Below are 24,615 nucleotides of genomic sequence, written 5' to 3' on the forward strand. Positions count from 1 at the left end.
TGGAGGTAACGCGGAATGAGCAGCAGTGCGAGGCAGACCGCACCACACGAGGTGCCCCCGGGCACGCGCCTGGTGCTCTACGCCTGCCTGCCCGCGTCCCTCGGTGAGGCCGCCGACCACAGCGTGGCCAGCACACGGCGGTACGTCGCCGATGCCGGCTGGCAGACGGTCGAGACGTACGTCGACCGGGCGGCACCGTTCGAGAGCCGCGCCCTGTGCGAGGGCTGGCACAACGCTCTGGCCGCGGTCGAGCAGGGGAGGGCAGCCGGGATCGTCACCCCCCTGCTCGTAATGCTGGGCCATCTGGAGGAGGACAGGACCAACCTCGCCGCCTGGCAGGCCCGGACCGGGGCGCTGATCACGACGCCGTGGGCAGTCGTCGACGCTGCCGACTCGACGGCCTTACGGAGGCCGGCAGCGTGACGACCACCATGCGGCAACGGCCTCTCCGGCAGATGCTTGGCCAGATCGGATGGGTGCTTCGGCACCCGGCGAAGTACGCCAGCCGGTTCGGCTTCGGCGCCTTCCAGGTGCTCTTCCTGCCCGTCCTGGTGACCGGCACCACGTTGACCACGCTCTACACGGGCCACATCCGATAGCTCCGGCCCGTGTCCTCGGCTCCCCTCTCCGGATGCTCCGAATCCAAGTCCCCCACGGAATCCGATCAGCCGGAGAGGGGGCGCACCGAAAGGTGCGAACGCAGAAACCCGGCCCTCGTCAATCCAGACGTCGGCCGGGCAGCACGACGAACCGTTCGGATCCTTCCGACAGGAGAAAGTGCGATGACCGCAACCACGCTCAGCCCGATCACGACGGCCACCACCGAGGCGTCCGACGCGACGGCCGCCTCCGAGATACCCGCCGACCCGTTCGACATCGACCTGACCATCGTCACGGAGATCGGCGCCGACCTGCTTCCCAAGGCGTGCGGCACCGGTGACGGGTGCGCGTCGACCTGCGCCTCGTCCTGCGCGAGCGCCGTCTGACGGCGGTTCGTGCACAGGGGTCGGGGGCGCTGCCGCTCCCGACCCCGCTCGTTCACAGCACTGATGGCGGAGGCATTGGGATGGGATGCGACGGAAAGCTCTACCAGCACACGGGCGCGGCGCTGCTCCGGGCCGCCGCCATGCCGCTGATGGGTCTGCCGGGATGGTGGCCTGATCCGTCCGACACGGACGCATGCGGCAGGTGGCTGAAGCAGGTGTGGGCCGATGCGCGGTTCGCCGATGCCGTCCGACAGGCGAGCCGTGATCTCGCCAAGCGGGTCGACGCGATCTGCGGCGGGCAGCCGGTACGTCCCAAGCAGGTCCGGCGCGCCGCCATGGCCACCGTCCGCTATGTGCTGCGCGCCACGGGGCGACCGACCCCGTTCGGCCTCTTCGCCGGGGTGGCGCCGGTCAGCGTGGGTTCCACGCCGTACGTGAGATGGGGCGACGCGCACCGGGCCGTGGTGCGGGTGGACACCGAGTGGCTGGACGACGTCATCGTCCGTCTGGAGGCGTGCCCCGACCTGCTGGAGCGCCTGGACGTGGTCCTGAACAACCTGGCGGCACGCCGCGGAGGACGCCTGCACGTCCCGCACGGCGGACCGATGGGGGCCACCGTCCGGCGCACCAGCGCGGTCCGCGTGATCGAGGACCTCGCGCGCGGGCCGGTCCGCTTCGCCGCCCTCGCCGAACAGTTGGCTGCCTCCTTCCCCCGAACTGAGCCGCAGAGCATCCGTACACTGCTCGGCGCGCTGGTGCGCGAGAAGTTCCTGATCACCAGCTTGCGCGCGCCGATGACCGACACCGATCCGCTGTCCCATCTGATCGAGCGGCTGCACGGCGTGGACGCGGGCACGGTGCCTGAGGCCGCGCAGATTCTGCACGAATTGGAAGCGGTGCAACGCGCCGCGCACGAGCACAACCGGCGCCCGGCGAGCGGGCAAGGGCTGGCTCGGGAGGAACTCACGGGTCGGCTGCGTCGGCTCTCGGACGCGGGGCGAAGTCCTCTGGCCGTCGACCTGCGACTGGACGCCGAGGTACGGATCCCCGAGAGCGTCGCGCTCGAGATGGAGAGGGCTGCCGATGTGCTGCTGCGGCTGACGCGCAGACCGGCGGGCCAGGGTGTGTGGAAGGAGTACCAGGTCGCGTTCTGGGAGCGGTACGGCACCGGCACGTTCGTGCCGGTGAAGGAGGTCGTCGATCCGGCGTCCGGGCTCGGCTATCCGGCCGAGTACCCCGGCAGCCGCATGACCGCACCGCCGCCGGCGGTCTCCGAGCGTGACGAGCGGCTGCTGGCGTTGGCCTGGCAGGCCCTGGCCGACGGCAGCAGGGAGATCGTCCTCACTGACGACCTGATCAACCGCCTAGCCGACGAGGTGCCAGCCAGGCTGGAGGCGCCGCCCCACGTGGAGATGTGCGCGCGCCTGCACGCCGACAGCCTGTCCGCCCTGGAGCGCGGGGACTTCACGCTCACCGTGACGCCGGCCCGCGCAGCGGGAACGCTCACGTCTAGGTTCACACCGGTTGCCGCCGGCACGGGACTGGACGAGGTCTATCGCCAAGTCCACGCAGGCGTCGAGAACGCGCTGACTGCACAGCTCTCCTTCCCGCCGCTGTACCCGCACACCGAGAACGTCGCCCGCGTCCCCGCGTATCTCCCGCACGTGATCCCGTTGGGCGAGCACCGCAGCCCCGACGACACCGTGCCGACGCTCATCGACGTTGACGACATCGCGGTCACGGCCACGCACACCCGCCTGTACCTGGTCAGCATTTCCCGGCGCCGCGTGGTGGACCCGCAGGTCTTCCACGCCATGGCCCTGGAGAAGCAACCCCCGCCCCTGGCCCGGTTCCTGGCGCACCTGACCCGCTCCTTCGGCCCTGCCTGGACCGGCTTCGACTGGGGGCCGCATGGCGCACGGCTGCCGTTCCTGCCGCGCGTTCGCTACGGTCGTGTGATCCTCTCTCCCAGCCGCTGGAACCTGACCGCCGACGACCTTCCAGGCCGTGGTGCGGACATGCGGGAGTGGGCGGACGCCCTCGGCCGGTGGCGGAAGCGGTGGCACTGCCACGGTGCCGTCGAGCTGCGGGAGGACGACCGGACACGGCGGCTGCAGCTCGACGTGCCGGCCCACGCCGCCGTCCTGCGCGCCCACCTGGACAGGGAAGGCCAGGCCGTGCTCACCGAGGCGCCGCCCGAGGAGAGCTACGGCTGGATCGGCGGCCACGTCCACGAGATCGCCCTGCCGATGACCAGCATCCGCCCGCCGGCCCCCGACCCGCTCTCCGGCTTCCTCCCCGTGCTCACCAACAGCACCCTCGGACCCGTACCGGGAGCGGTCCAGGCACCCTGGCTGAACGCCAAGATCTACACCCACCCCGACCAGTTCGAGGAGCTGATCGGCACCCACCTCGCGCGGCTCACGGCCCAGCTCCCGGACACACCCGAGTGGTGGTTCGTCCGCTACCGCACCCCGCACGACCTCGACCACCTGCGCCTGCGCATCCGCACCCGCAGTCCCGGGCCGCGCGCCGCCTACACCGAGCGCGTCGCCCGATGGGCCGCCGGGCTGCGCCGCGAGGGGCTCAGCAGCAGGCTCGTGTTCGACACGTACACCCCGGAGATCGGCCGCTACGGCCCCGGCGCCGCCCTGCGCAGTGCCGAGGCGGTGTTCACGGCCGACTCGGCCTACGCCCTCGCCGCCCTGCGGGGCCCCGGAGCCGACGGCATCGACGGACGCGCGCTGGCCGCGGTCGGCATGGTGGACATCGCCTGCGGCATGCTCGGCCCCGATGAGGGCATGCGGTGGCTGGCGAACCGCCCCGCGCCTCCGGCCCGCGTTGAGCGAGGCGTCAGCGACCAGGCCATCGCACTCGTTCGCCACACCACGCCCCGGGCCCGCGGCTGGGGCGAAGCGCTCGCCCAAGCGTGGCACGGTCGCGCCGTGGCCCTGGCGCTGTATCGCGAGGGCCTCGCCGAGAGCATGGACCTCGATTCCGTCCTGGAGTCCCTGCTCCACATGCACCACAACCGCCTGCGCGGCCTGGACCGGGAGGACGAGAGGATCTGCCGCCGCCTGGCCCGTCAGTCCGCCATCGCATGGGCCGCCTGGCCGAGGGAGAGCCGCTGATGAACCACGACGCGCCGCCCACACCCACCAGGCCCGGCTGGAGCCAGTCGCTGTACGACGGCGCGGCGGGAGTCGCCCTGCTGCACGCCATCAGGGCCCACACCGGCGAAGAGGACCGGGACGCGCTCCGACCGTGGGCCGCCGCCATGCTCAAGAGCCCGATCCAGGCCGTCCCGGAAGCATGCGGCCTGTACGAGGGCGCCCCAGCCGTCGCCTACGTCCTCAGCTTCACGCACACGAACACCGCCACACGCGCCCTGGCGACCCTGGACACGCACCTCGCCGACGTCACGCGCCAACGACTCAAGCGGGCACACGCCCGCATCGACCGAGGCGCGTTGCCCACCCTGGGCGAGTACGACCTCATCAGCGGACTGACCGGGCTGGGCGTGTACCACCTGCACCGCGGCCACAAGACGGAACTGCGAGACACCCTCGCCTACCTGGTCCGATTGACCGAACCGATCACCATCGACGCGCAACTCCTGCCGGGCTGGTGGACCAGCGACAGCCCGGATCTGCGACCGACGCCGCGATGGCCCGGTGGACACGGCAACTTCGGCCTCGCCCACGGCATCGCCGGACCGCTGGCGCTGCTGGCCACGGCCCTGCGCCACGGCCACACGGTGCCCGGACAGACGCAAGCCATCACCCGGATCTGCGACTGGCTCGACCGGTGGCGCAACGGCACCGGCTCACACACCTGGTGGCCGGACCTGATCACCCGAGCCGAACACCGCCACGGCGAACTCCAGCGCTCAGGACCCAGACGCCCGTCCTGGTGCTACGGCACTCCCGGCATTGCCCGCGCCCAACAACTCGCCGGCATCGCCCTCGGCGACCACGACCGGCAACGCCAGGCCGAGCAGGCCCTGGCCGGATGCCTGACCGACAACCAGCAACTCGCCCTACTCACCGACGCATCCCTCTGCCACGGATGGGCGGGGCTCATACAGACCGTCTCCCGAGCCGCCGCCGACGCCACCGACCACGAACTCGCCTCGCTCCTACCCCGCCTGAACGACCAGCTCAACGCGCACCTGGACCACCGCGGACTGCCGGACGGCGTCGGCCTGATGGACGGCACGGCAGGCATCCACCTGGTCCGTCTCACCGACCCCGTAAACACGGCGATCACCGCTCCCTGGGACCGCTGCCTGCTCCTGACGGGATGAAGCCGCGACCCGCCCCTGCGCACCAGAACAAATGAGTACGATCTGCCCCTGCCGCACGCACGGCCGGGCAACCGGAAGGACGCGATGAACACAACCACCGGCGCCTCCCCCGAGGACCTGCGCAACCACCTGGTCGACGCCATCCTGAAGGAGGACATCTCCGGCCTCCGCGACCCACGCGTCGAAACCGCCATGCGGACCGTACCCCGCCACGCATTCCTCCCCGACGCGCCCCTAGAGGAGGCGTACGCCAACAAGAGCGTGACGATCAAGGAGAACCCCGACGAGGACGCACTCCCGCTGAGCTGCGCCTCCCAGCCAGACGTCGTGCACTTCATGCTCGTCCAGCTCGCGGTCCGCGAGGGCGACAACGTCTTCGAGATCGGGGCCGGCACCGGCTACAACGCCGCCCTGCTCAAGCACCTCACCGGACCGTCGGGACAGGTCACCACGTGCGACATCGACCCCGACGTGACCGCCTACGCCCGCCGGATGCTGGACGCAAACGGAAACGAGGACGTTCGCGTGGTCACGAGGGACGGCGCCCTCGGCGCCCAGGAGTACAGCCCCTACGACCGAATGATCGCCACAGTCGGCATGTGGGACCTTCCCGCTACCTGGTGGGACCAGCTCGCCGTCGGCGGACGCCTCGTGGTCCCACTGCGATGGCGCGGCCTGTCCAGGTCCGTGGCCTTCCGGCGCGAGAAGGACCGGATGCGGTCCGACTCCGTCAAGATGTGCGGCTTCCTCCCGGTGATCGGCCAGGACGGAGAACGGAACGACTACATCGACGACGACCGGCTCGTCAGGCTCTACTGGGACGAGGACCAGTCCATCGCCTTGGACCTCCTGCGCGACGCGCTCACCCAACCGAAGTCGGTCGCCTGGACCGATGTGACGGTCGGGCCCGTCGAGTCCTTCGACGCCGTCTGGCTGCGATTGAGAGCCACCGAGCGAGCGACCTGCCGCATCACCGCGAAGCCCGCGGCGATGGAGGCCGGCCTTCATCGCCCCGCCTCACCCGCCCTGAGCCCCGCCCTCGTCGAGCGGGACTCCATCGCGTACCTCACTCTGGAGCGGACCACCGAACACCAGGGGGCAGAACCCCGGTTCCGGCTGGGAGCCGTCGGCTACGGCCCGGCTGGCGCCAACCTCGCCGAGCAGATCTGCGCGCAGATCCGCGCCTGGAGCCCGGCCCGGACCGCCGAACCCATGGTCACCGCCTACCCCGCGGACACACCGGACAGCGACCTTGCCGACGGAGCCGTGATCGACCGGCCCTCCGTGCGGCTCGTCATCGCCTACTGATCCTTACGCAGGCGGGCGCGGCCGTTGACAGGCACGGCCGCGCCCACCGAAACGAGAGCCGAGCGGCGTTGTAGGACGGTGGTCAGCCCTGCGCGAGGTTCGCCTCGCAGTCGGTGCACCGCCGCACGGCCCGCCGCCTCGGATTGCCCGCGGTGGCGGTCGCCGGAGAAGCGCTGCTCAACCGCTCCCACAGCCCAGGCGGAGGATCCGGGATCCACCCCCACCGCGGCGGCCGTACGTCGTCCTCGGTCATGTGGTCGCACCAGCCGGGTCTGTGCGCGCACTGCGTCGGGGAGATCAGGATCGTTTCATCCGGGTGAGTCCGCCACTCCCTCCTCACGAACGTGCCCACCGAACGCGGGGGCGCCGAGGCGGACGACCCCGGCGGACATTCGCATCCCAGCCCGATGACGATCTCGCTGCCGCACTCGTTGCAGCGCTCTTCTACCACTGGTCTCGCGCCACCCTCACGCGGTGCCGGAGTCGACCCGATAGACGGTCTTTCCGTCGAACTCGGCGAACCCGAGTGACTTGTAGAAGGCCCGTGCACCCGGGTTGTCGCTGTCGGTCATCCACTCCACACGGCTGCACCCGGGACGCGCCGCAGCGATGGCACGGAGTTCGTCCATGAGGCGGGCACCGATGCCCTGCCGTCGGAGCGTGCCGCGGACATACAGCTCCTTGAGGAAGAGGGAGTGCGAGGAACCGGCGGCCGGCCAGAGGAATGAGTAGGCGGCGAGTCCGACGATGTCACCGGTCTCGTCCTCGACGAGCAGCGCGGAGGCCAGCGGCGGCGAGCCGAACAGCGCCTCCTCGACCTGGGTTCGGCGTTCCTCCAGCGGCTGGATACTGGTGTCGGTCGCGCCGTAGAACCGCTCGATCTCCTCGATCAGCTCGGCCACGGCCGGGACGTCCCGCTTCTCCGCGGGACGGATCGTCACGGTCATCGGCGCCTCCTGTCCTTCCTCGATTGCTTCGGTCGCTGCTGCACTCGTTCGTTCCAACGCGTGATCCCCTCTTGGCGGTACGGCACACGCGTCTACGGCGACGAAGCGGCCTGCGCATACGGGTTCCAGCCGTGCTGCCGCAGGGAGCCCTGGACGTGTCGGATGAGGTACTCCAGGTCCGCGCAGTAGACAGACGGGTTCCTGTAGCCCTGGGCAGCGCTGAAACGGTGCGGGAGGTAGCCACCGCCGCACACGTCCACGAGTGGGCAGGCGCGGCACTCGTCGGCGAGCGCATCCTTGCCGTGCTGCCGGTGCAGCAGCTTTGGATGCGACAGAGCTTCGTCGAAGGAGTGGTTGAGGACGTCGATCCCGAGCCAGGAGGCGCCCTCCTCGACCGACCGTAGGGTGTCCACCGCTTCGATGGAGCCGTCGGACTCGATCACGACGCTTGTCGGCGGGGCCAGGCCGAGCGTCTCCACCGAGCCGCGCACGCCAGAGCTGAGGGCCACGATGTCCTCCAGCATCCGGACGCTGTGCCCGTACTCGGGCCGGGCGAGCCAGGCGTCGTACACCCTGCTCATCCACAGCCCGTACTCGGGCACGCTCGGGTCGGAGCGGTGCGGCGGGTCGTCGTGGGTCGCGTGCGGCAGGCCGAAGTCGATCACGGGCGGTTCGAACGCCGCGAGGTAGTCGTGGACCTCCACGGGGTCGTTGGCCAGGTCCACGACGGCGAGCAGCCCCGCGAACAGGTGTGGCCGCGACCGCAGGAGTTCGATGCCGCGCACGGCGGAGGCGGCGCTCGACCGCCCGGCGTGGGTCAGCCGGTGCCGGTCATTCGCGCGTGGCGGTCCGTCGAGGCTGACGCCGACCGCAACCTCGTACCGCTCGAAGAGGTCCAGCCAGGCACCGGACAGAAGAGTCCCGTTGGTCTGGAGCTCGAAGAGGACCCGGGTCCCGGCCGGCGTACCGTCCCGGACGGCCTCCAGCAGACCGGCCATGTGCCCGACGCCAGCCAGAAGCGGCTCCCCGCCGTGCAATACGACGTGGATGGTCCGAAGGCGGTGTGCGGAGGCGTGCTCACCGATCCGCCGGGCCGCAGCCCGGGCCACACCGAGGTCCATTCGCGCGGGGAGGCGCCGCGCCGCCTGGTCCCTGGAGTTGAAGACGAAGCAGTAGTCGCAGTCGATGTTGCAGCGGTTGGCGACCTTGAGGATGAACGTCCGGAAAGGAACGGGGCCTTCGAGTTCTGTCATCGAGCGGACGTGCTCACAGCGGCCAGGGCCAGATGAGCGAGGCCGCGTGGGCACCGTCACCGACCCGGCCCGTCGCGCCCTCCTCAGCTTCCAGCCGCTGTCGGACACGGGCGGCCACGCGGTCCAGGACGGCGGTGCCGGCCACCGTCGGCTCTCCGGACGCCGGGCCGACAGACGTGATGGTGTGTGGCTCGGTGACGGACGTGGGTGACGGCATTCAACGCTCCTCGTGAGGTACGTGCCGGAGGTGGCACTGTGCGACGGGGTTGAAGCGACAGATCAGCCGGAAACGTAGCATCCTCAACCACGCACCTGGCACAGGGAATTCGGCCACATGGTTGGCGTCAACCAGACCGTGACACCAGCAACCGTTCGATGTCGTGCACGGCCGCGCTCACTCCCAACCGCCGGTACACGGTCACGGCTGCTTGTAGCGAGCCCACGCCGTGACCAGGCCCGTCAACCGTCCAATCGCAGCGGCCGATGCCCTCCAGTGCCCGTGCCTCCTCCAGCGGGCAGCGGATGTCCCGCGCGAGCGTGAGCGCCTGGTCGAAGTGCCCGCGAGCGGCACTCGATTCACCGGAGGTGAACAGCACCATCCCCCAGTGGTTCAGTACCTCCGCCTCGCCGCATCGGTCGCCCAGGCCCCGCAGGATCTCCAAGCTGCGTTGGAACGCGTCGACTGCGTCGTCCCGCTCACCAACGATGCCGCGCGCCACGCCCAGCTCGCTCAGCGAGGCGGCCTCACCCCCGCGGCTGCCGAGCTCGCGGTAGGCGTCCAGGGCCTCCTCCAGAAGCCGGATCGCCTCTGTCGCATCCCCTGAAATGCGGTCCACGACGCCAAGGTGGCGGATGCTGTTCGCGCGGCCGAACCGTTCACCGAGCTCGGTGAAGTGCGTCAGGGCCTGGCTGTATGCCGTCCGCGCTCCCTCGATGTCTCCGGTCAGCCGTCGGACGACGCCCAACTCGTTCAGCGCGTAAGCCTGGTGAACACGGTCGTCCAGCTCCAGGTAGATGTCGAACGCTTCCTGGTGATGCCGCGCGGATAGGTCGTACGCGCCCATAAGACAGTGCACGACACCCAAGTCCCGCAGGGAGTTCGCTTCCCCGTACCGGTCACCGAGTTCTCGGTAGATCGTCAGAGCCTCGCTCTGCGCCTCCACCGCCGCGTCGAACCGGCTCAACTGCCGTTGTGTCATGCCGAGATCCGCGAGAGCGTTCGCCTGTCCGAGCCGGTATCCCAGCTCACGGTACAGGGCGAGGGCCTCGGTCTGGGCGCGGGCCGCGTCCTCGTTGTCCGCGGTCAGGTACCAGACGATGCCGAGCTGGTTCAGCGCCTCCGCCTTGCCGCGCCGTTCGTCGACGGCTTCGTACGCCGTTACGGCGTCGTTCAGGGCCTCGATCGCCTGTGGGTAGGCAGCCATGAAGCGGCGTACGACACCGAGTTCAGCGAGAGCGTCGCCCCGGGCCCGCTGGTCGCCGGTATGGCGGGCGGCCTCGGCGGCGGTCCGATGGAGCCCGACGGCCTGGTCCCAGGGGCCGGCCTGGCGCAGGAAGGGCGCCATGGCCGCGGCGAGCCGGACCACGAGGTCGTACAGGGCGAGGCCGTTCGCCCGCCGGACGCAAGCCAGGATGTTGGCCCGCTCGGTCTCCAGCCAGCTCAGGGCATCCGCCCGCGACTCCAGGACCGGGGTCTCCACCCGCGAGGCGCCGTCCGGCGCCGGTGGCACTGCGGCTCCGCTGCGCACGATGTGCTCGTTCGCGACGGCGAGAGCGGCCAGGTAGTAGGTGCACACACGCTGGACGGCCTGTGCGTGGTCCATGCTGTCTCCCTCAGCGGCGAGACCGCGAGCGTAGTCGCGCAAGAGATCGTGCAGCCGGTAGCGACTCCCCGGGTGCTCGTCGATCAGGTGGTCGTCGTAGAGCGCCTCAAGGTGCAGACGGGCCACCACGACCGAGACCTCACTAAGTGCCGCACCGACGTGCGCGTCGAGATCAGTGCCCGGGAAGAAGCCGAGCTGTCGGAAGAAGCGCTGCCGCTCCGGCGCGAGATCCCGGTAGGAGAGATCGAACGTCGCGGTGACGGCGCGTTCCCCGGCGCGCAGCTCTCCCAGGCGGTCCCGTGTCGCGACCAGCCGCCCGCGCAGGTCCTCGGCGGTCCAGGACGGATGGTGCCGCAACCGTGCCGCGAGAAGCGACACTCCCAGCGGCAGACACCCACACAGCCGCACCAACTCCTCCACCACATCCCGGCCGAGAGCGTCAGCCGGCCGCCCACTGAGCCGCACGAAGAGGTCGACCGCGTGATCCGGCGGCAGTGCGTCCACCGACATGACCACCTCCTCGTTCGCCACCAGCCGCTTGCGGCTGGTCACCAACACCAGGCAGCCGCTGCCACCGGGGAGCAGCGGCTCCAGCTGCCGGTAGCTGGCGGCGTTGTCGAGAATCAGCAGCGCCTTCTTGCCCGCGAGCCTGCTCCGCCACATGGCAGCCCGGGCCTCCGTGACCGCTCCGACGTCGTCACCGACGGGTATCTGCTGCGTTGGCACGCCGGCGGCCGCGAGAAGCGAGGCGAGCGCCTCGCCGGCCTGCACCGGAGTACGCCCCGGCGTGTGCCCGTTGAGGTTCACGAAGAGCTGGCCGTCGGGGAACCGCTCGGAGAGCAGGTGGCCGGCGTGCACGGCGAAGGTGGTCTTGCCGACGCCTGGCATGCCGTCGATCACGTGAACCGGCAGCCCCTCACCACGCTCCTGTGAGGCCCGCACCGAGCCCACCAGCCGCTCCAGCTCCGCGGCACGGTCGGTGAACGCGGCGGTGTCGCGCGGCAACGAACGCAGCACCTGGGCGGCTCCCGGTGGCCCCGCTCCATCCTCCGGTCGTCCCGGCGGGGTGGGAGGGCGCGCCTCGGACAGCCCGGCGAGCAGGGCTGTCAGCCCCGCCATCGCCACGCCCAACACGACGAAGGAGAACCAGGCGTGCTCCTGTAACCACCCCAGCCAGCCGGGCCACCGCGACTTGTTGGACACGGCGTTCGTGACGAGCCCGACCAGCAGCGTGGTCACAGCGCCGCCTCCGGCGACGACGGCGATCGCGATCCCGCGCCGGAGTCTCATACGGAGGCCCCAGTGGCCGGCGGAGCGGTCTCCGCCTTGGTGCCGTTGACGAGACACCACGAACCGCCAACCGACCTGGTCACAGAAGGCCACCCCCGAGTCCGACGTCCCAACTTCCCTAACGGAACAGCCCTCGTGGACCTTGGTCAAGGGCGCCTCTGCGCCACCAACCACTGCATGGACCAGCATCCACGCACAGCGTCCGCCATGCCGACGAAATCGATGTTCTGACTGACCAGTCCGCGGGTTTTCGGCGCACATATCTGGTCCAGTTGAATTAAATACCGAGTCGAAGGTCAAAAACTTCCCGGACAGAGCGGCATGCCGAGAATGATGGAAAGCGAGGCCAATATCGGGCGCCTCTGACGGCCCGGCCCTGAGTTCGGTGCTGCTTACCCTCATTCGGCTGACCCAGCTGCAGGCACTTGGCCCGCTAGGTCCTATCGCCGGTTGCTGGTGTTCTGAATTCCGGCAACCGGTAAAAGGGTACTTATCGTGTTATGTGAACGAATCCTACGGATTAACGCTTCCTGCCCAGCCCAACGGGCTCGGTAAACGCGGGGTTGCAGTTCCATAGTCAGCGTGGGTGACGCGTCGGAATCGAGACCGTCTTTGGTGTGTGGCCCGGGGCCGGCCGTCGCCGTACGGAGTGGTGTGCAACGACCGGAGAGGCGTTCAACGGGTCCCCCGGGTGCGCTCCGCCCCACAAAGGCTGCGTCACACGTTGGGCAGATGTGCACATTCCGCGATCGTCAGCGCTCCTGAGCTGTACTACGAGCGCTTCCTGTGGCGCGGCGGTCCCAATCGTCCCCAGCGTTCGTTAGGATCTCAGAGCACTCCTGGTGGAACCTGAGTGGCCTGCTGACGACAGGCACCAGGAGCGACATCAGGAGCGAACCGGACCTAGTGGGGGATTTTATGGCAGCGGAGACGTTCGAGGCGTCGCCCGTGTACCTCGACTACAACGCCACTGCTCCCATGCGGCCCGAGGCCCTCGAAGCCGTGTATGACGCACTGCAAGCCGTGGGTAACGCCTCCAGCATCCATCACCACGGCCGTGATGCTGCAAGCAGGGTCGACTGGGCGCGTCGGCAACTCGCTGAGCTGCTCAACTGTTCCCCCGGAGAGGTCGTGTTCACCTCGGGTGCCACCGAGGCCAACAACCTTGCCCTGAAGGCAGCTTATGCCGAGAGCGGCTTGATCATCACCTCGTCCGTAGAGCATCCCGCAGTTCTGGAAACTGCTCGGGCGCTTGCAGTTGGCGCGTCGACGGGGCTCGTCACCGTCTCGGTTGACGAGGACGGACGGATCGATCTAGACGAGCTGAGGGGTGCCGTTCTGGAGCGCGGGGCGGCGCTCGTCTCCATCATGCTGGCCAACAACGAGACCGGGGTGATCAACGATCTGGCGCCGGTCGTCGAGGTCGCCCACTCGGCTGGTGCGCTGGTCCACACGGATGCGACGCAGTACGTCGGTCGCCTCCCGCTCGACCTGGATGAACTCGACGTCGACCTGTTGTCGCTGTCGGCGCATAAGTTTGGCGGTCCGCAGGGCGTGGGCGCCTTGTTCATTCGCCGGGGCAGCCCGTTGCCGCAGCGCCCGCTGCTCTTCGGAGGCGGGCACGAACGTGGGTGGCGTGCCGGCACCCTCAATGTTCCCGGGATCGTCGGCCTGGGCGCCGCTGCCGAAGCAGCACGTCGACACCTTGACGAGGAAGCGTCACGCATCGCGAAGCTGCGCGACCTCCTCGAAGGTGAGGTCCTCGCGCAGCTCCCGGGGAGCCGGGTCAACGGCGCCGGCGCCCCGCGGTTGCCCGGCGTCTCCAACATCACCTTCCCGGGCGCGCCCGCCGATGCTCTCCTCGCGTCCATGCCTGAGGTGGCTGCATCTGATGGAAGTGCTTGTTCCGCAGGAGCGCCGACTCCAAGTCATGTGCTGCTGGCCATGGGGCTCAGTCGGGAAGCAGCCGATTCCACCATCCGGTTCTCCCTGGGCCATGCCACCACCGAACAGGAGATCGGTCGCGCCATCGACGCCACTGTTCGAGCCGTCATCCACGTACGGACCGTGATGGACGCAACAGCGGCTTCATGAGCCGCCCCTCGTGACTTCGTACGCACACCTTGATCTGAAGGGTTCTACCCCAATGCCAGAAGGCCGCCTCTCCGACGTCGTCGGGCTTAAATTCAACCGGCACGAGAGTTTCCCTCCTCGGTTCGGCTGGCTGCACAAGGCATATCTTCAGGTCAAACAAGCCGAAATGCTCTTCCATGCCCCGGACGCGCTGGTTCGCCTGGGGGTAGGTAAGAACATGGTCTACTCCATGCGCTACTGGTCGCAGGCGTTCAAGCTGACCCATGAGTACCGGAGCTCGGAGCCGCAGTCGCGCTCATACGCGGCTGCGCCGACCTGGCGGGCCCGCTGGCTGCTGGACCCGGACGGAGCTGATCCGTACCTCGAGGACACGGGAAGCCTCTGGCTTCTGCACTGGTGGCTCGTTTCCGGCGACAAGGACGCTCCGTGTCTCGCACCGAGCTGGTACGTGATGTTTCACCTCTCGCCTCTTGCTCGGGTGACGCACGAGGAGATGACCGCCCTCATCACTCGCGAAGTGCACAGCAGCTTCAACCGCGAGGACTGGCCGGCGGCCGAGTCGATCGTTCGCGATGTCGACTGCATCATCAAGATGTACGCGCCGGACGCTGAGGCGAACCCGCTGTCACCCGGAAGCTTTGAGGATTCTCTGCTTTGCCCGTTCAAGGAGCTTGGGCTGCTGGAATACCAGGGAGGCCGCGGAAAGGAGCGCACCTACCGCTTCACAAGCGGTGTTCGTCCGAGCCTTCCGTCCCGCGTCCTTGTATACGCGTGCCTCGACTACGCGGCTCGCTTTACCCGCAAGCCGGATTCTATTTCCCTTGCGCGTCTCGCCGGCGAGCCGGGCGGACCCGGTCGTGCCTTCCGTATGCGCGAACCGGAACTGGCCAGGGCCATTGAGAGTTACATCGAGAATCACCCCAAGCTGGAAATCGTTGAGTCTCTGGGACAACGCAGCCTTCGCTTCCAGGACAACCCGGAGACCCTCGCCTGGGATGTCCTCGACGAGCAGTACGGCCACGTACGGCAGCGCGACGGGTTCCCCACGCCAGAGGAATGGGCGCGTCAAAACCCGGGCCTGATGAAGACCACAGACGACGCCAACACCGCGCAGGGGCAGATCCCCCAGCAGGCTGACATGCTCGAGGAGCTCGCGTGACCACGGCCACCACGACTTCGCCTCGTACCGAAGCGACCAGCTCCGGTGCGCAGATCCCTGCAGGTATCAGCTTCATCGGAACGGAGTTCCGCTCCACGAACCTGGAGCGTGATGTTCGGGACCCGGACATCCACGCTCCCTACGTAGGCGTCCGAGCGCGCGACGTCCTGGAGCGGGTGGCGACCGCGCTTCGCGACCCTAAGCGGGCCCGCGCCTGGTCCTTCACTGGACCATACGGTTCCGGGAAGTCCACTCTCTCCAACCTCATCGATGCCCTCCTCGGCCATGACGGCAGCCGTCGCAAGGCCGCGCACGAAGCAGTAGCAGCCACGAACGAAGCGCTGGCCCAGGAGATTGCCGAGGGCTGTGCCGCGTTCGCCAGTGATGGGTTCCTCGGGGCCGTTACCACGGCACGCCGAGAACCACTGGCCGCCACGGTCTACCGAGCACTTGAGATCGCGGTGGAGCGAAAGTGGAAGAAGCGCGTTCCCAAGGACATCGCTGCCGCTCTTGCCGAAGTTGACCTCGAGACTGAGAATCCGACGGACAGCCTGATTGCCGCAGTCACCCTGCTGTGCAGCAAGGCGCCGTTGCTGCTGATCATCGACGAGTTCGGCAAATCCCTGGAGTACCTGGTCTCCTCTGGAGACAACAGCAGCGCCAAGAACGACGTCTTCCTTCTCCAGGAGCTCGCGGAGAAGGGCGCCGGCGCCAACGGGCTGCCGCTGTTCATGTTCACCCTCCAGCACCTGGCCTTCACGGACTACGCATCGCGGGCCAGCTCGGTGCAGACGCAGGAGTGGGCCAAGATCCAGGGCCGATTCGAGGACGTCACCTTCGCCCCCAACATCGGTGACGCGGTCTACCTCCTCCAGCGGAAGCTGTCCCACGCTGAGGTGCCGGACAAGGGACGCAGGCTGATCGAGGCCCAAGCGGCGGCCGCATACAAATTCTGGCGCGAGCACTCCCTGCACTCGGTTGTAGACATCTCGACGGAGTCCTTCGCCAACCTCTACCCGCTGCATCCGCTCACCGCGGTCGCGGGGCCTCTCATGGCCTCGCAAATTGGTCAGAATGACCGCAGCCTGAGCGGTTTTCTGGTCAACGATGAGCCACACACGGTACGCCGCAGTATCGCTACCTTCGCTGAGGCCGCACCTCAGCGCGCCACCACGATCCGGATTCCGCAGCTCTACGACTTCTTCTTCTCTGCCGGTCGAACCACGATTCTGGCTTCCTCCAAGGCCAGTCGTTGGCTGGAGATCGACGCGCGCCTAGAGGAAGCACATGGCCTCCCCGAGGCAGACCAGGAGCTCCTCAAGGCCATCGGCGTACTCAACCTCATCGACGCTGACGGCCTCCTTCGCGCCACGCCCGCGATGATCCAGTTCGCGCTGAACGATCCGATCGAAGCCGCCAACGCCGAGCGGTTCGCAGAACTGAAGAGCCGGCTAGACAAGCTGGTGAAGGACGGACTCGTCGTTCACCGTGAGTACAGCGATGAGTACCGGATCTGGCAGGGTACCGACGTCGACATCGATGCTCGGGTGCGCGAGATCGCAGCGCAACTGCAGCCCGACGATGTGGTGCGCTACTTCAACAAGCACCTCGGAACGAGCGTGCTGCCGAACGCTGTCACGGCTGGTGCGCACAGTCAGATCACCGGCATGCAGCGCCACTTCGTAACTGCTGTCAGCCACCAGACCGAGAAGCTGCGTGGGCCGCGGATCATTCAGGACGCGGCCGACGGCATGCTCGTTTTCCACCTCGGCGACTTGAAGAGCACTCCGCGGGTCAACTCGCCGCTCCCGGTCGTCGTTGGCGTCACCAGGAACCCCGACGCCGTGCTGGAGGCCGGCACCACGCTGGTGGCGCTCCAGGACCTCATGGGCGATGAGGAGCTTGATCACGTCGCTCGCCGAGAGATCAGCGAGCGAGCCGGAGAGTTCTCCCAGCGCATCACCGCCATGCTCGCTGAGGCGTTCCGGCCAGGCAGCGATGAGTCGAGTTGGTTCCTCTGGAAGAGCGGCGAGGACACCGACGGTGATCCCGCCATGAAGCTCACGGCCCGAAGCTACGCAGGGCTTGTGTCCGAGGCGTGCAACGTCGTCTACCACCAGACCCCGCACGTCCGAAACGAGATGGTGGGCCGCCACCAGCTCACCAGCAACGCAGCTCGTAGCCGTCGCGAAGTTCTGACGGCCATGATCGAGAAGACGGGGCTTCCGCGACTCGGCTGGCCCGAGGACAAGTTCCCTGCCGAGCGAGCGCTCTACGACGGCGTGGTGGAGCATCTTGGTCTCCATCGGGCCGCTGGAGAGGTCAATGGCGGGCAGAGTTCTGACGGGACGATTCACACGCATGGGATGTCCCGCCCCAGCGCGGAGGTGAACGCGAGCGTCATCCCCGTGTGGGAGGAGCTTGAGGAAGCATTCAGTGAGGCAACAGAGCCCACCAACATCGTCGACATCTACGAGCGGCTCATGGCCCCTCCGTTCGGCGTCAAGGCCGGCGTCGTCCCCATCCTGGTCGTCGCCGGACTGATTCTGCGGGGCAACGACGTCGCACTCTTCGAGGAGGGCAGTTACTGCCCACGCCTCACGTCCGCCATCATGGAACGCCTCAGCGTCCCCTATCCCGAGCGCTTCACCGTTAAGTCGACCCCGGTCGACCGTGGGCAGCGTCGACTCGTGCTCGATGGCCTTGTGACGTCGCTTCGCGTCGACATCCCTCGCAGCCGGGCCAACCGGAACCCTGCGCTGCTTGCCGTCACACGCGGGATGCTGGAGCGGGTCATGGTTCTCGACCAGTACTCGCGAAAGACGAAGCGACTCAGCGCCGACGCCCTTGCAATCCGAGAGGTCCTCTCCAAGGCAACTGACCCCGACCGCCTGGTGTTCGAGGAACTCCCTCAGGCACTCGGCCTCGAAAGGATCACACCGAGCACCAAGAAGGACTCCCAGAGCGCCGACACGTACATCGAGCGACTCACCGCAGCACTCGACGAGCTCACCGCTGCCAGCACGGAACTTCGCCAGCACGTCGTCATGACGATCGCTCAAGAGTTCCGACTGGAAGCGGCGACCACAAGGGAGCTCCGCGCTGGCCTTGCCGAACGCCTCCGGGGGTTCGCTGACGCCTCCCTCGAAGCAAGCCTCCATGGCTTCGTCTCCCGCGTCCTCAACGACCTGCTGCCCGACGACGACTGGCTCGGCACGGTGGTGGTGCAGCTCGTCAACCAGGCCCTTGGGGACTGGAGCGACCGGGACCTGGAGGTCTTCCCCCGCGTAGTGCGTGACCGAGCCCGGGCGCTGGACCGAGTCAGCCACCTGTACAACGCCGTGGAAGAGCAGCCAGCCGATCTTCCGGCCGAGGAAGTGGCGAGGCAGGCCAAGACGAAGTCGAAGCCGAAGCCACGCCAGATCGACACCCACCTGCTCACCCTGACCACCCCCCAGGGCACGGAGGAGCGCACGCTCATCCATGTCCCGAAGAACTCGCGGAATGTCGCCGACAAGCTCGTTGTCAGTGTCATCAGGCAAGCTAAGGAAGCACTGGGCCCTGACGGCGCACGCATCCTGCTCGCCGCACTGGTTGAGCACCTGTCCCAGGACAGCGCGACATCCGAAGGGAAGGAGTAGCCTTGTCGGACGCCGACAGCGGTAACAAGCGTCATGTACTCGGGATCTCGGGAGGAAAGGACTCCTCGGCACTCGCGATCTACATGCGCGATCGCGTACCGGACATGGAGTACTTCTTCTGTGATACCGGTGCCGAACTCCCCGAGACCTACGAGTACCTCAACCGCCTCGAAGGTGCCCTGGGCAAGCCGATCGAGCGGCTCAACTCCTCACGGGATTTCGACCACTGGCTTGAGGTCTACCAGGGAACGCTTCCCAGCCCACAGATGCGCTGGTGCACAAAGAACCTCAAGATCAAGCCACTTGAGGAGTGGATCGGCGACGATCCGGCCATCTCGTACGTGGCGATCCGGGCTGACGAGAACCGCCTCGGATACGTGAGCACGAAGCCGAACATCACAGCTGTCTTTCCCTTCCGGGAAGACGGCATCGATCGCGCAGGAGTCGATCGCATCCTCGAGGAGGCCGGCATCGGCCTGCCTGACTACTACGAGTGGCGCACACGGTCCGGCTGCTACTTCTGCTTCTTCCAGCGCAAGCACGAATGGGTGGGACTCAAGGACCGCCATCCGGAGCTCTTCGAGAAGGCTGTCGCCTACGAGGACAAGGTCAAGCACCAGGGAACGGCCATGCAGGGCCGCAAGTACACCTGGTCGCAGGGTGAGTCGCTGGAGGAGCTGATCGAACGGCGCGAGGAGATCGAGGCCAAGCACCAGACGGCCATGGCGCGTGCCGCGAAGCGCATACAGCCGAACCGCCCCCTGCTGGAGATACTTTCAGACGCGCTCGACGAGGACGACGACTCGGCAGCCTGCGCTGTCTGCCACCTCTGACCTGACGTCAAACTCCTTGCCCGGCCTGCGGATGTTCTTCGCAAGCCGGGCATCTCTTTCGGTTCGCTGATGCATTGTCAGTGCCTCCTGTCACACTAGATCCACAGAGCGTTGGATCCGTGGGGGGTTGAGGCATGTCCATATCAAGCGCAGCAGGTTCGGAAGCGCTTGCTCGCATGGTGCAGCGGCACCGCGAGGAGGACAGCCCGGCGCTCCCCATCGAGGTGGGGCTCCTGCGCATGCTTGATGTGAACAGCTGTCAGCAGCTGGACCTTGACCTGCGCGAGTTCGCGGCGTCGTGGGAGATCCACCAGGCAACGGAGAACCTCGCATCGATTCTTCCCGACGAGCCTGGCCTGTACATGTTCGTGTGGCGCCCTCAGTTTCAGTTCGCTGTCGACGGCCGGCCGACTCATGGCAGCTTCCCTCAACTGCTCTACATCGGACAGGCCGGTGCGTCGCAGGCTGATTCCGGGAACACTATCCGCCGACGCTACAAGGAATACACGCGATATCTGCGTGCGAACCCCGAGGGCCTGTGGACCGAGAGCGAGCCGAAGACGCGAGAGCAGCGCCTCAGCCGCTATCTCCCGCTGCGCCCGATGGAGTTCTGGTGCTGCACGGTGGCGGATCGAGGAAGGATCAGGGGGCTTGAGAAGAGGTTGATCCGCCTGTGGAATCCGCCGCTGAACGACTCTGACCGCCCGAAGTTGCGCGGGCGGCTCGGTACTCCCCGTGCCGCTTGGACGTCTTGACAGTCAACGCCGAAGAAGAGGTATCCATGCCCTCCAAAACGTTCGTGCCTGCTTTCGAAGCGAAGGTGGGTAACTGGACCTACTACTCATGCCTTATGAGCTACGCCGCAGTGGCCCGGGAAATCAATTTCGCGCACGATCTTGGCGGAAACCAAGACCTGGGTACGATGATTCAGCGTGGCGTCGGCGCGCGCACTGCAGAGATCACGAACTACCTTCTGACGAATGAGAATCGATTCCTGGGTGCGATCATCGTCGCTGCCTGGGGAGGGGCGCCGGAGTACATCCCTCTTGAAATGGAGAAGAACTCCGAAAACAGTGACGTGCTTTCTGGCATGGACCGGAACTTCGGCGTCCTTACGTTTGACGGAACGCACCAGTTCTTTGCACTGGACGGCCAACATCGTCTCAAGGCGATCAAGGATGCAGTGAAGCGGAACCCGGAACTGGGTCGCGAGGACATCAGCGTCATCGTTGTGCCGCACTTCGACGACGAGGCTGGCCGACGAAGGACCCGCCGTCTCTTCACCAACATCAACCGGAACGCGGTCAAGACCACCGCGCAAGAGAACATCGCCCTCGATGAGGATGACGGCTTCGCGATCCTCACCCGTCGCCTGCTCGACGACCACGACTTCTTGAGGCAGGACGGCGTCGTCCAGGTCTTCAGTAAGGTCGGCAACGATGGTGAGCTCAAGCTCGCCACCCGCCAGGTGGGCGTCACAGGCACAGCCTGGACGACGATCGGTGTCCTGTACGACTTGCTCACGGACCTTGGCTTCGGCCTTCACGAGAGCATGAACAAGACCTCGCAGCGAGCCACGGACGAGATCCTCGACGAGAGCTACGAGGTGCTCGCCAAGCGCATCGACGAGTTGCTCGCGGCTTGCGGGAACATGCGAGAGCGCTACGAGGCCCACGCGGCCCCCAAGGATCTGCGCGCCCCGAAGGGACGCGACGGCGAGGGTCATCCGTTCATGCGCCCTGCCGTCCAGGTGCAGATCGCACGGGCCGCCCGTCACATCATCGAACAGCGCCTTCTGGACTGGCCGGAACTCCTGACTCGCCTGAGCGAGCTCGACTGGAAGATGACCTCGCCGCCGTTCTCGGCCGTGTGGCAGGAGACGCCGGACGGAGCCTCCCGCAAGGGCAGGATGATCCCGGGGAAGGAGAACAATCAGGCCCTGTACGAGCTGCTGCTCGTGCATCTCGCGCCGAGCTCCCGGGCGCAGATCGATCGTGCTCTTCGTGCATTCCGCACGGTGAAGAACGAGCGTTATCCGGTGACCGCGGAGGAGTTGGCGCGACGACTGCCCATCGCAACCGAGCAGGACTGATTCCCAGGTCTTCGAGTAACACCTTGAGGCCGCTGGCCTGCCCATTTTGGGAACAGGTCCCGCTGGGCGAGTGGCGGGTCAGCGGCTGCATCGGCGTAGCAAGGGGGCGGGAACTGCGTAGGTGGCTTCGTTGGGCCTGGACTCCTCAAGTGCGGCGATTTGGCGTTCGAGTGCCTTTACGTTCTCCGCGTTGTTGACAGTGGCGACGCCCTGAACAGTCACGGCAAGGGGGTCTGAGACGAGCGCTGCCTTGCGTTCGCGAAGAACCTCTACGGCGACGGCTTCAAGAGAGCCGAGGCGCGTGTAACGGGCGTCGAGGTCGGCGCGGTCGGCATCGCCGAGTTCCGAGCGGAGGTAGGCGTACTCGGCGTCGGTGAGGCTCACGACGTTTCGGCCTTTGTGCTGCGGGACCGGCGGGGTGGTTCCGGTGCCCAGGCATCCGGGTGGGTGATCTGCTCGGCGATCGCCGGGTCGGTGACCTCTGCGCCGGGCCGGAGCAGCAGGCTCTCGTGGGTCTTCGGGTCCACGACGAAGACCGCGCTGGCGAGGGTGCGGGCGGTGGGCATCAGAGGACCTTCGCGGCGATGTGGATGTCGGGGACGTACATGACCGGCATGGCGACGGCGGAGCCCTTCGTCCATACCTGGACCGGGTCGTCCTGGTGGCCGGCGGTGATGACGATGCCGGGGGCGTCCTCCCGGGTGATCGCCGGATTGGTGCCCGAGGAGAGGACCAGGGACTCCGCGGTGATTCCGTACTGGGTCTCCGCCCAGGACTCAGGGTTCGGCGGCAGGAGGATCCAGCGGTCCTCGGTAGGCGTCGTCGACGGAGATCTGGACGTCGTAGACGGTGATCGGCGGGAGGTTGTAGCGGGCGCGGACTACCTCCACTTCGTTGGGGGCGAGGACAGCGGTAGGCGTGGTGGACCCGTTCACGCTGCCGTAGTACGCGGCCCGATAGGCGTTGTTCGCAGCCAGCGTCGCGCGTGCCTTGTAGGACGTGAGCACGCGGGCGGGGAGTGGGGCGCCGATGGAGCGCAGGTACTCGATCCAGCGCAGCTCGTCGGCGATCGGGTCGCTCGTCGGGTCCGACCAGGGCTTGGCGGCCGTCGGCATGTTGGCGGCCGGGACGCCGAAGTCGGCTTCCAGGGTGAGGCCATTCTCCCCGTTGAGGCTGAACTTGCCGTCGACCAGGAGGTCGCCGGCGGCAAGCTCCATGCGGTTGTGGATGGACTCGACGTGGCGCTCGATGTCGTCGTAGAGCAACTCGACGAACTCGGAGGAGTCGGCGCCGCGGGCGGTGTCGAGGAGGATCTGCTCAAGTTCGCCGACGATCAGCTTCTGACCGAGGGGCGGCAGCATGCCCTCGGTGATGATCTTCTCGGCCTGGCGGCGGGCGACGGCGGTCTGGGCGTCGTACGCGCGGAACTTGGCTGCGTTCACGCGTCGCTTGCTGCTCTTGATGCGGAACTTGACGGAATTCAGGCGGCGTTCGGGCATGACCGTGCGGGTCAGCTCGAAGTCGTCCGGAGTCGTCATGGTGCGGGCGAAGGCGTTGAGGTCGGCCGCGTCGATGTCGCGCAGCAGGGTTTCGAGCATGGGGCGGTGTTCCTCAGCAAGTGGGGGTCAGATGAAGTGGATCTGCGCGGTCGAGGCGGTGATGGCGGCCGGGTCGAGTCCGCCCGGAATCTGGGCGGCGGCGATCACGCCGTGCCAGAGCAGGGCCGCGCCGGCACGGCTGCCGCTCTGGGTGAAGGGCACGTCGGCGAGGAGGACGCCGGTGAAGGTGGCGCGACCGTCCGTGGCGGTGGTGGCCCACGGGCCGTACAGCCCGGTGGCGGTGACACGGCCGAGCGGGATGCCGGCCTTCATGACGTTGCGGGGTTGGCCGAGCGTGGGCGGCGTGTAGTGGGTGCCCTCGGTGAAGAGCGCGGTGTCGAGGGTGATGGTGAGCGGGGTGTCGAGTCCGTGGCGTGAGGCCAGCCAGGGGCGGTTTGCGGTGGCGGCCTCGGAGTAGGTGATCGGCTGGAGATCCACGCCGGGTGCCTCCGGGTCGGGCGTCTCGGGGGAGGCGTACGGTCACCGGGTCGTGCCGTCGTCCGCGGAGGTGCAAGGGGCGCGGTCCCCGTGGCGGCCGCGGCTCAGAAACTCTTGACGTGACCGCGGCGCCGGGCAATGTCCAGGCCGAGCTGGCCCGGCCTCGCCGGGGTGCCACCTGAGCGAGCAGGGACTCCGGCCGGGCTTCCCGAAGGAGGAGCGACTGGCGTCTGCGGGGCCGTGGTGCCGAAGAGCTCCGGACGGCGTTGCTTGAGTTCCTCAGCGGCCCGGGTGAGCGCGGCTTCGTCGGCGTCCGGCTCGACCTCGCGGGCCAGGAGAACCACTGCATCCTCCAGTTCCGCGCCGGTGGCACCGAGGCCGACCAGCGTGGCACGACGGGCGGCGCCCTGCTCCCGGGCGGTGGCGGCTGCCTCCCGTTCCTGGGCCTGGCGCTCGCGCTCCGCCGCGGCCTGCTCTCGCCGCTCGACCTCGGACAGGCGTTCCCGTTCGGCGTCCTTCTGCTGCTGTTCGGCCTGGCGCTGCTGCTGTACGTACTCCGTCAGGGCCTTGGCGGATTCGAAGCCGAGCTGGCCGAGCAGGTCTCGGACACCAGCGCGACGGCCCTGGTCCTTCTCGCGGGCGAAGCGGCGGGACAGTTCGTCCTGGGGGAGGGAGACCATCGTGACGCCGGTGTCCTCGGTCGTCGGATCGTCGACCGGAGGGTCTCCGGGATCGTCGGACGACGCCCCGAGGATCGGGAGGATCGGGCGGCCGTCACGGCGATAGCCGACGGGAGCAAGGGGCAGCAGTGATCGCGGATGCCGCGTTCGTACGGTCATGGGCAGGC

Annotated in this window: 21 protein-coding genes; 12 read left to right on the plus strand and 9 right to left on the minus strand. The window is 67.7% G+C overall.

Annotated elements, in window-relative coordinates:
• Window positions 1-15 precede the first annotated feature (15 nt).
• The 6 genes from AB0G63_RS03060 (at window position 16) to fxlM (ending at window position 6,600) form a co-directional block, all read left to right on the plus strand.
• Window positions 16-423 carry a hypothetical protein gene (locus AB0G63_RS03060; protein ID WP_360743329.1) on the plus strand — a complete coding sequence of 136 codons (408 nt, stop codon included), beginning with the start codon at window positions 16-18 and terminating at the stop codon, window positions 421-423.
• Complete coding sequence (locus AB0G63_RS03065; RefSeq protein ID WP_360743332.1) at window positions 420-599, plus strand: hypothetical protein; 180 nt, start codon at window positions 420-422, stop codon at window positions 597-599. Before AB0G63_RS03060 ends, AB0G63_RS03065 begins: the two co-directional genes overlap by 4 nt.
• Window positions 600-782: 183 nt before the next feature.
• Window positions 783-986: an FxLD family lanthipeptide gene (locus tag AB0G63_RS03070; RefSeq protein ID WP_360743335.1), complete on the plus strand. Its 204-nt coding sequence runs from the start codon at window positions 783-785 to the stop codon at window positions 984-986.
• A gap of 80 nt (window positions 987-1,066) precedes the next feature.
• On the plus strand, window positions 1,067-4,117 hold the full coding sequence (locus tag AB0G63_RS03075; protein WP_360743338.1) for a lantibiotic dehydratase: 3,051 nt from the start codon (window positions 1,067-1,069) through the stop codon (window positions 4,115-4,117).
• Entirely contained in the window at window positions 4,117-5,292 is a 1,176-nt protein-coding gene (locus tag AB0G63_RS03080) for a lanthionine synthetase C family protein (protein WP_360743341.1), read from the plus strand. Before AB0G63_RS03075 ends, AB0G63_RS03080 begins: the two co-directional genes overlap by 1 nt.
• Window positions 5,293-5,376: 84 nt before the next feature.
• A complete protein-coding gene (gene fxlM / locus AB0G63_RS03085) occupies window positions 5,377-6,600 on the plus strand; it encodes a methyltransferase, FxLD system (protein ID WP_360743344.1) in 1,224 nt (407 codons plus the stop codon).
• Window positions 6,601-7,067: 467 nt separating this feature from the next.
• Here fxlM and haaN read toward each other — a convergent pair whose 3' ends face one another.
• The 4 genes from haaN to haaT form a co-directional block, all read right to left on the minus strand.
• Complete coding sequence (gene haaN / locus AB0G63_RS03090) at window positions 7,068-7,547, minus strand: cyclophane-containing RiPP N-acetyltransferase HaaN (protein WP_360743347.1); 480 nt, start codon at window positions 7,545-7,547, stop codon at window positions 7,068-7,070.
• Window positions 7,548-7,639: 92 nt separating this feature from the next.
• Entirely contained in the window at window positions 7,640-8,800 is a 1,161-nt protein-coding gene (locus AB0G63_RS03095) for an FxsB family cyclophane-forming radical SAM/SPASM peptide maturase (protein WP_360743350.1), read from the minus strand.
• Window positions 8,801-8,813: 13 nt separating this feature from the next.
• Window positions 8,814-9,017, minus strand: a complete 204-nt coding sequence (haaA, locus tag AB0G63_RS03100; RefSeq protein WP_360743353.1) for a HaaA family cyclophane-containing RiPP peptide — start codon at window positions 9,015-9,017, stop codon at window positions 8,814-8,816.
• Window positions 9,018-9,144: 127 nt separating this feature from the next.
• Window positions 9,145-11,913, minus strand: coding sequence for a cyclophane-containing RiPP biosynthesis TPR protein HaaT (gene haaT / locus AB0G63_RS03105; RefSeq protein WP_360743356.1), 2,769 nt, complete (start codon window positions 11,911-11,913; stop codon window positions 9,145-9,147).
• 918 nt (window positions 11,914-12,831) lie between these two features.
• On the opposite strand from haaT, the gene AB0G63_RS03110 reads away from it, so the two are divergent.
• The 6 genes from AB0G63_RS03110 (at window position 12,832) to AB0G63_RS03135 (ending at window position 21,732) form a co-directional block, all read left to right on the plus strand.
• Window positions 12,832-14,007 (plus strand): cysteine desulfurase family protein, encoded by a 1,176-nt coding sequence (locus AB0G63_RS03110; RefSeq protein ID WP_360743359.1) that lies wholly within the window; start codon window positions 12,832-12,834, stop codon window positions 14,005-14,007.
• A 10-nt stretch (window positions 14,008-14,017) separates the two neighbouring features.
• Window positions 14,018-15,166 (plus strand): DUF4007 family protein, encoded by a 1,149-nt coding sequence (locus AB0G63_RS03115; protein WP_360743362.1) that lies wholly within the window; start codon window positions 14,018-14,020, stop codon window positions 15,164-15,166.
• On the plus strand, window positions 15,163-18,807 hold the full coding sequence (locus tag AB0G63_RS03120) for an ATP-binding protein (protein ID WP_360743365.1): 3,645 nt from the start codon (window positions 15,163-15,165) through the stop codon (window positions 18,805-18,807). The genes AB0G63_RS03115 and AB0G63_RS03120 overlap by 4 nt, the downstream gene beginning before the upstream one ends.
• Before the next feature lie 2 nt (window positions 18,808-18,809).
• A complete protein-coding gene (locus AB0G63_RS03125; RefSeq protein WP_360743368.1) occupies window positions 18,810-19,640 on the plus strand; it encodes a phosphoadenosine phosphosulfate reductase family protein in 831 nt (276 codons plus the stop codon).
• A gap of 176 nt (window positions 19,641-19,816) precedes the next feature.
• Window positions 19,817-20,395, plus strand: coding sequence for a hypothetical protein (locus AB0G63_RS03130; RefSeq protein ID WP_360743371.1), 579 nt, complete (start codon window positions 19,817-19,819; stop codon window positions 20,393-20,395).
• A 26-nt stretch (window positions 20,396-20,421) separates the two neighbouring features.
• On the plus strand, window positions 20,422-21,732 hold the full coding sequence (locus AB0G63_RS03135; protein ID WP_360743374.1) for a DNA sulfur modification protein DndB: 1,311 nt from the start codon (window positions 20,422-20,424) through the stop codon (window positions 21,730-21,732).
• Between the two features lie 78 nt (window positions 21,733-21,810).
• Here the strand turns inward: AB0G63_RS03135 and AB0G63_RS03140 are convergent, their stop codons facing one another.
• From AB0G63_RS03140 to AB0G63_RS03160, 5 genes are all read right to left on the minus strand, one after another.
• Complete coding sequence (locus tag AB0G63_RS03140; protein WP_360743377.1) at window positions 21,811-22,116, minus strand: hypothetical protein; 306 nt, start codon at window positions 22,114-22,116, stop codon at window positions 21,811-21,813.
• Window positions 22,113-22,298, minus strand: a complete 186-nt coding sequence (locus tag AB0G63_RS03145; protein WP_360743379.1) for a hypothetical protein — start codon at window positions 22,296-22,298, stop codon at window positions 22,113-22,115. Before AB0G63_RS03145 ends, AB0G63_RS03140 begins: the two co-directional genes overlap by 4 nt.
• A 210-nt stretch (window positions 22,299-22,508) precedes the next feature.
• On the minus strand, window positions 22,509-23,330 hold the full coding sequence (locus AB0G63_RS03150; protein WP_360743382.1) for a major capsid protein: 822 nt from the start codon (window positions 23,328-23,330) through the stop codon (window positions 22,509-22,511).
• A gap of 27 nt (window positions 23,331-23,357) precedes the next feature.
• Window positions 23,358-23,768, minus strand: a complete 411-nt coding sequence (locus AB0G63_RS03155; protein WP_360743385.1) for a head decoration protein — start codon at window positions 23,766-23,768, stop codon at window positions 23,358-23,360.
• 104 nt (window positions 23,769-23,872) lie between these two features.
• Window positions 23,873-24,607, minus strand: coding sequence for a hypothetical protein (locus AB0G63_RS03160; RefSeq protein ID WP_360743388.1), 735 nt, complete (start codon window positions 24,605-24,607; stop codon window positions 23,873-23,875).
• Window positions 24,608-24,615 lie beyond the last annotated feature (8 nt).

Source organism: Streptomyces sp. NPDC020996, from assembly GCF_040641355.1.
Taxonomy (GTDB): Bacteria; Actinomycetota; Actinomycetes; order Streptomycetales; family Streptomycetaceae; genus Streptomyces.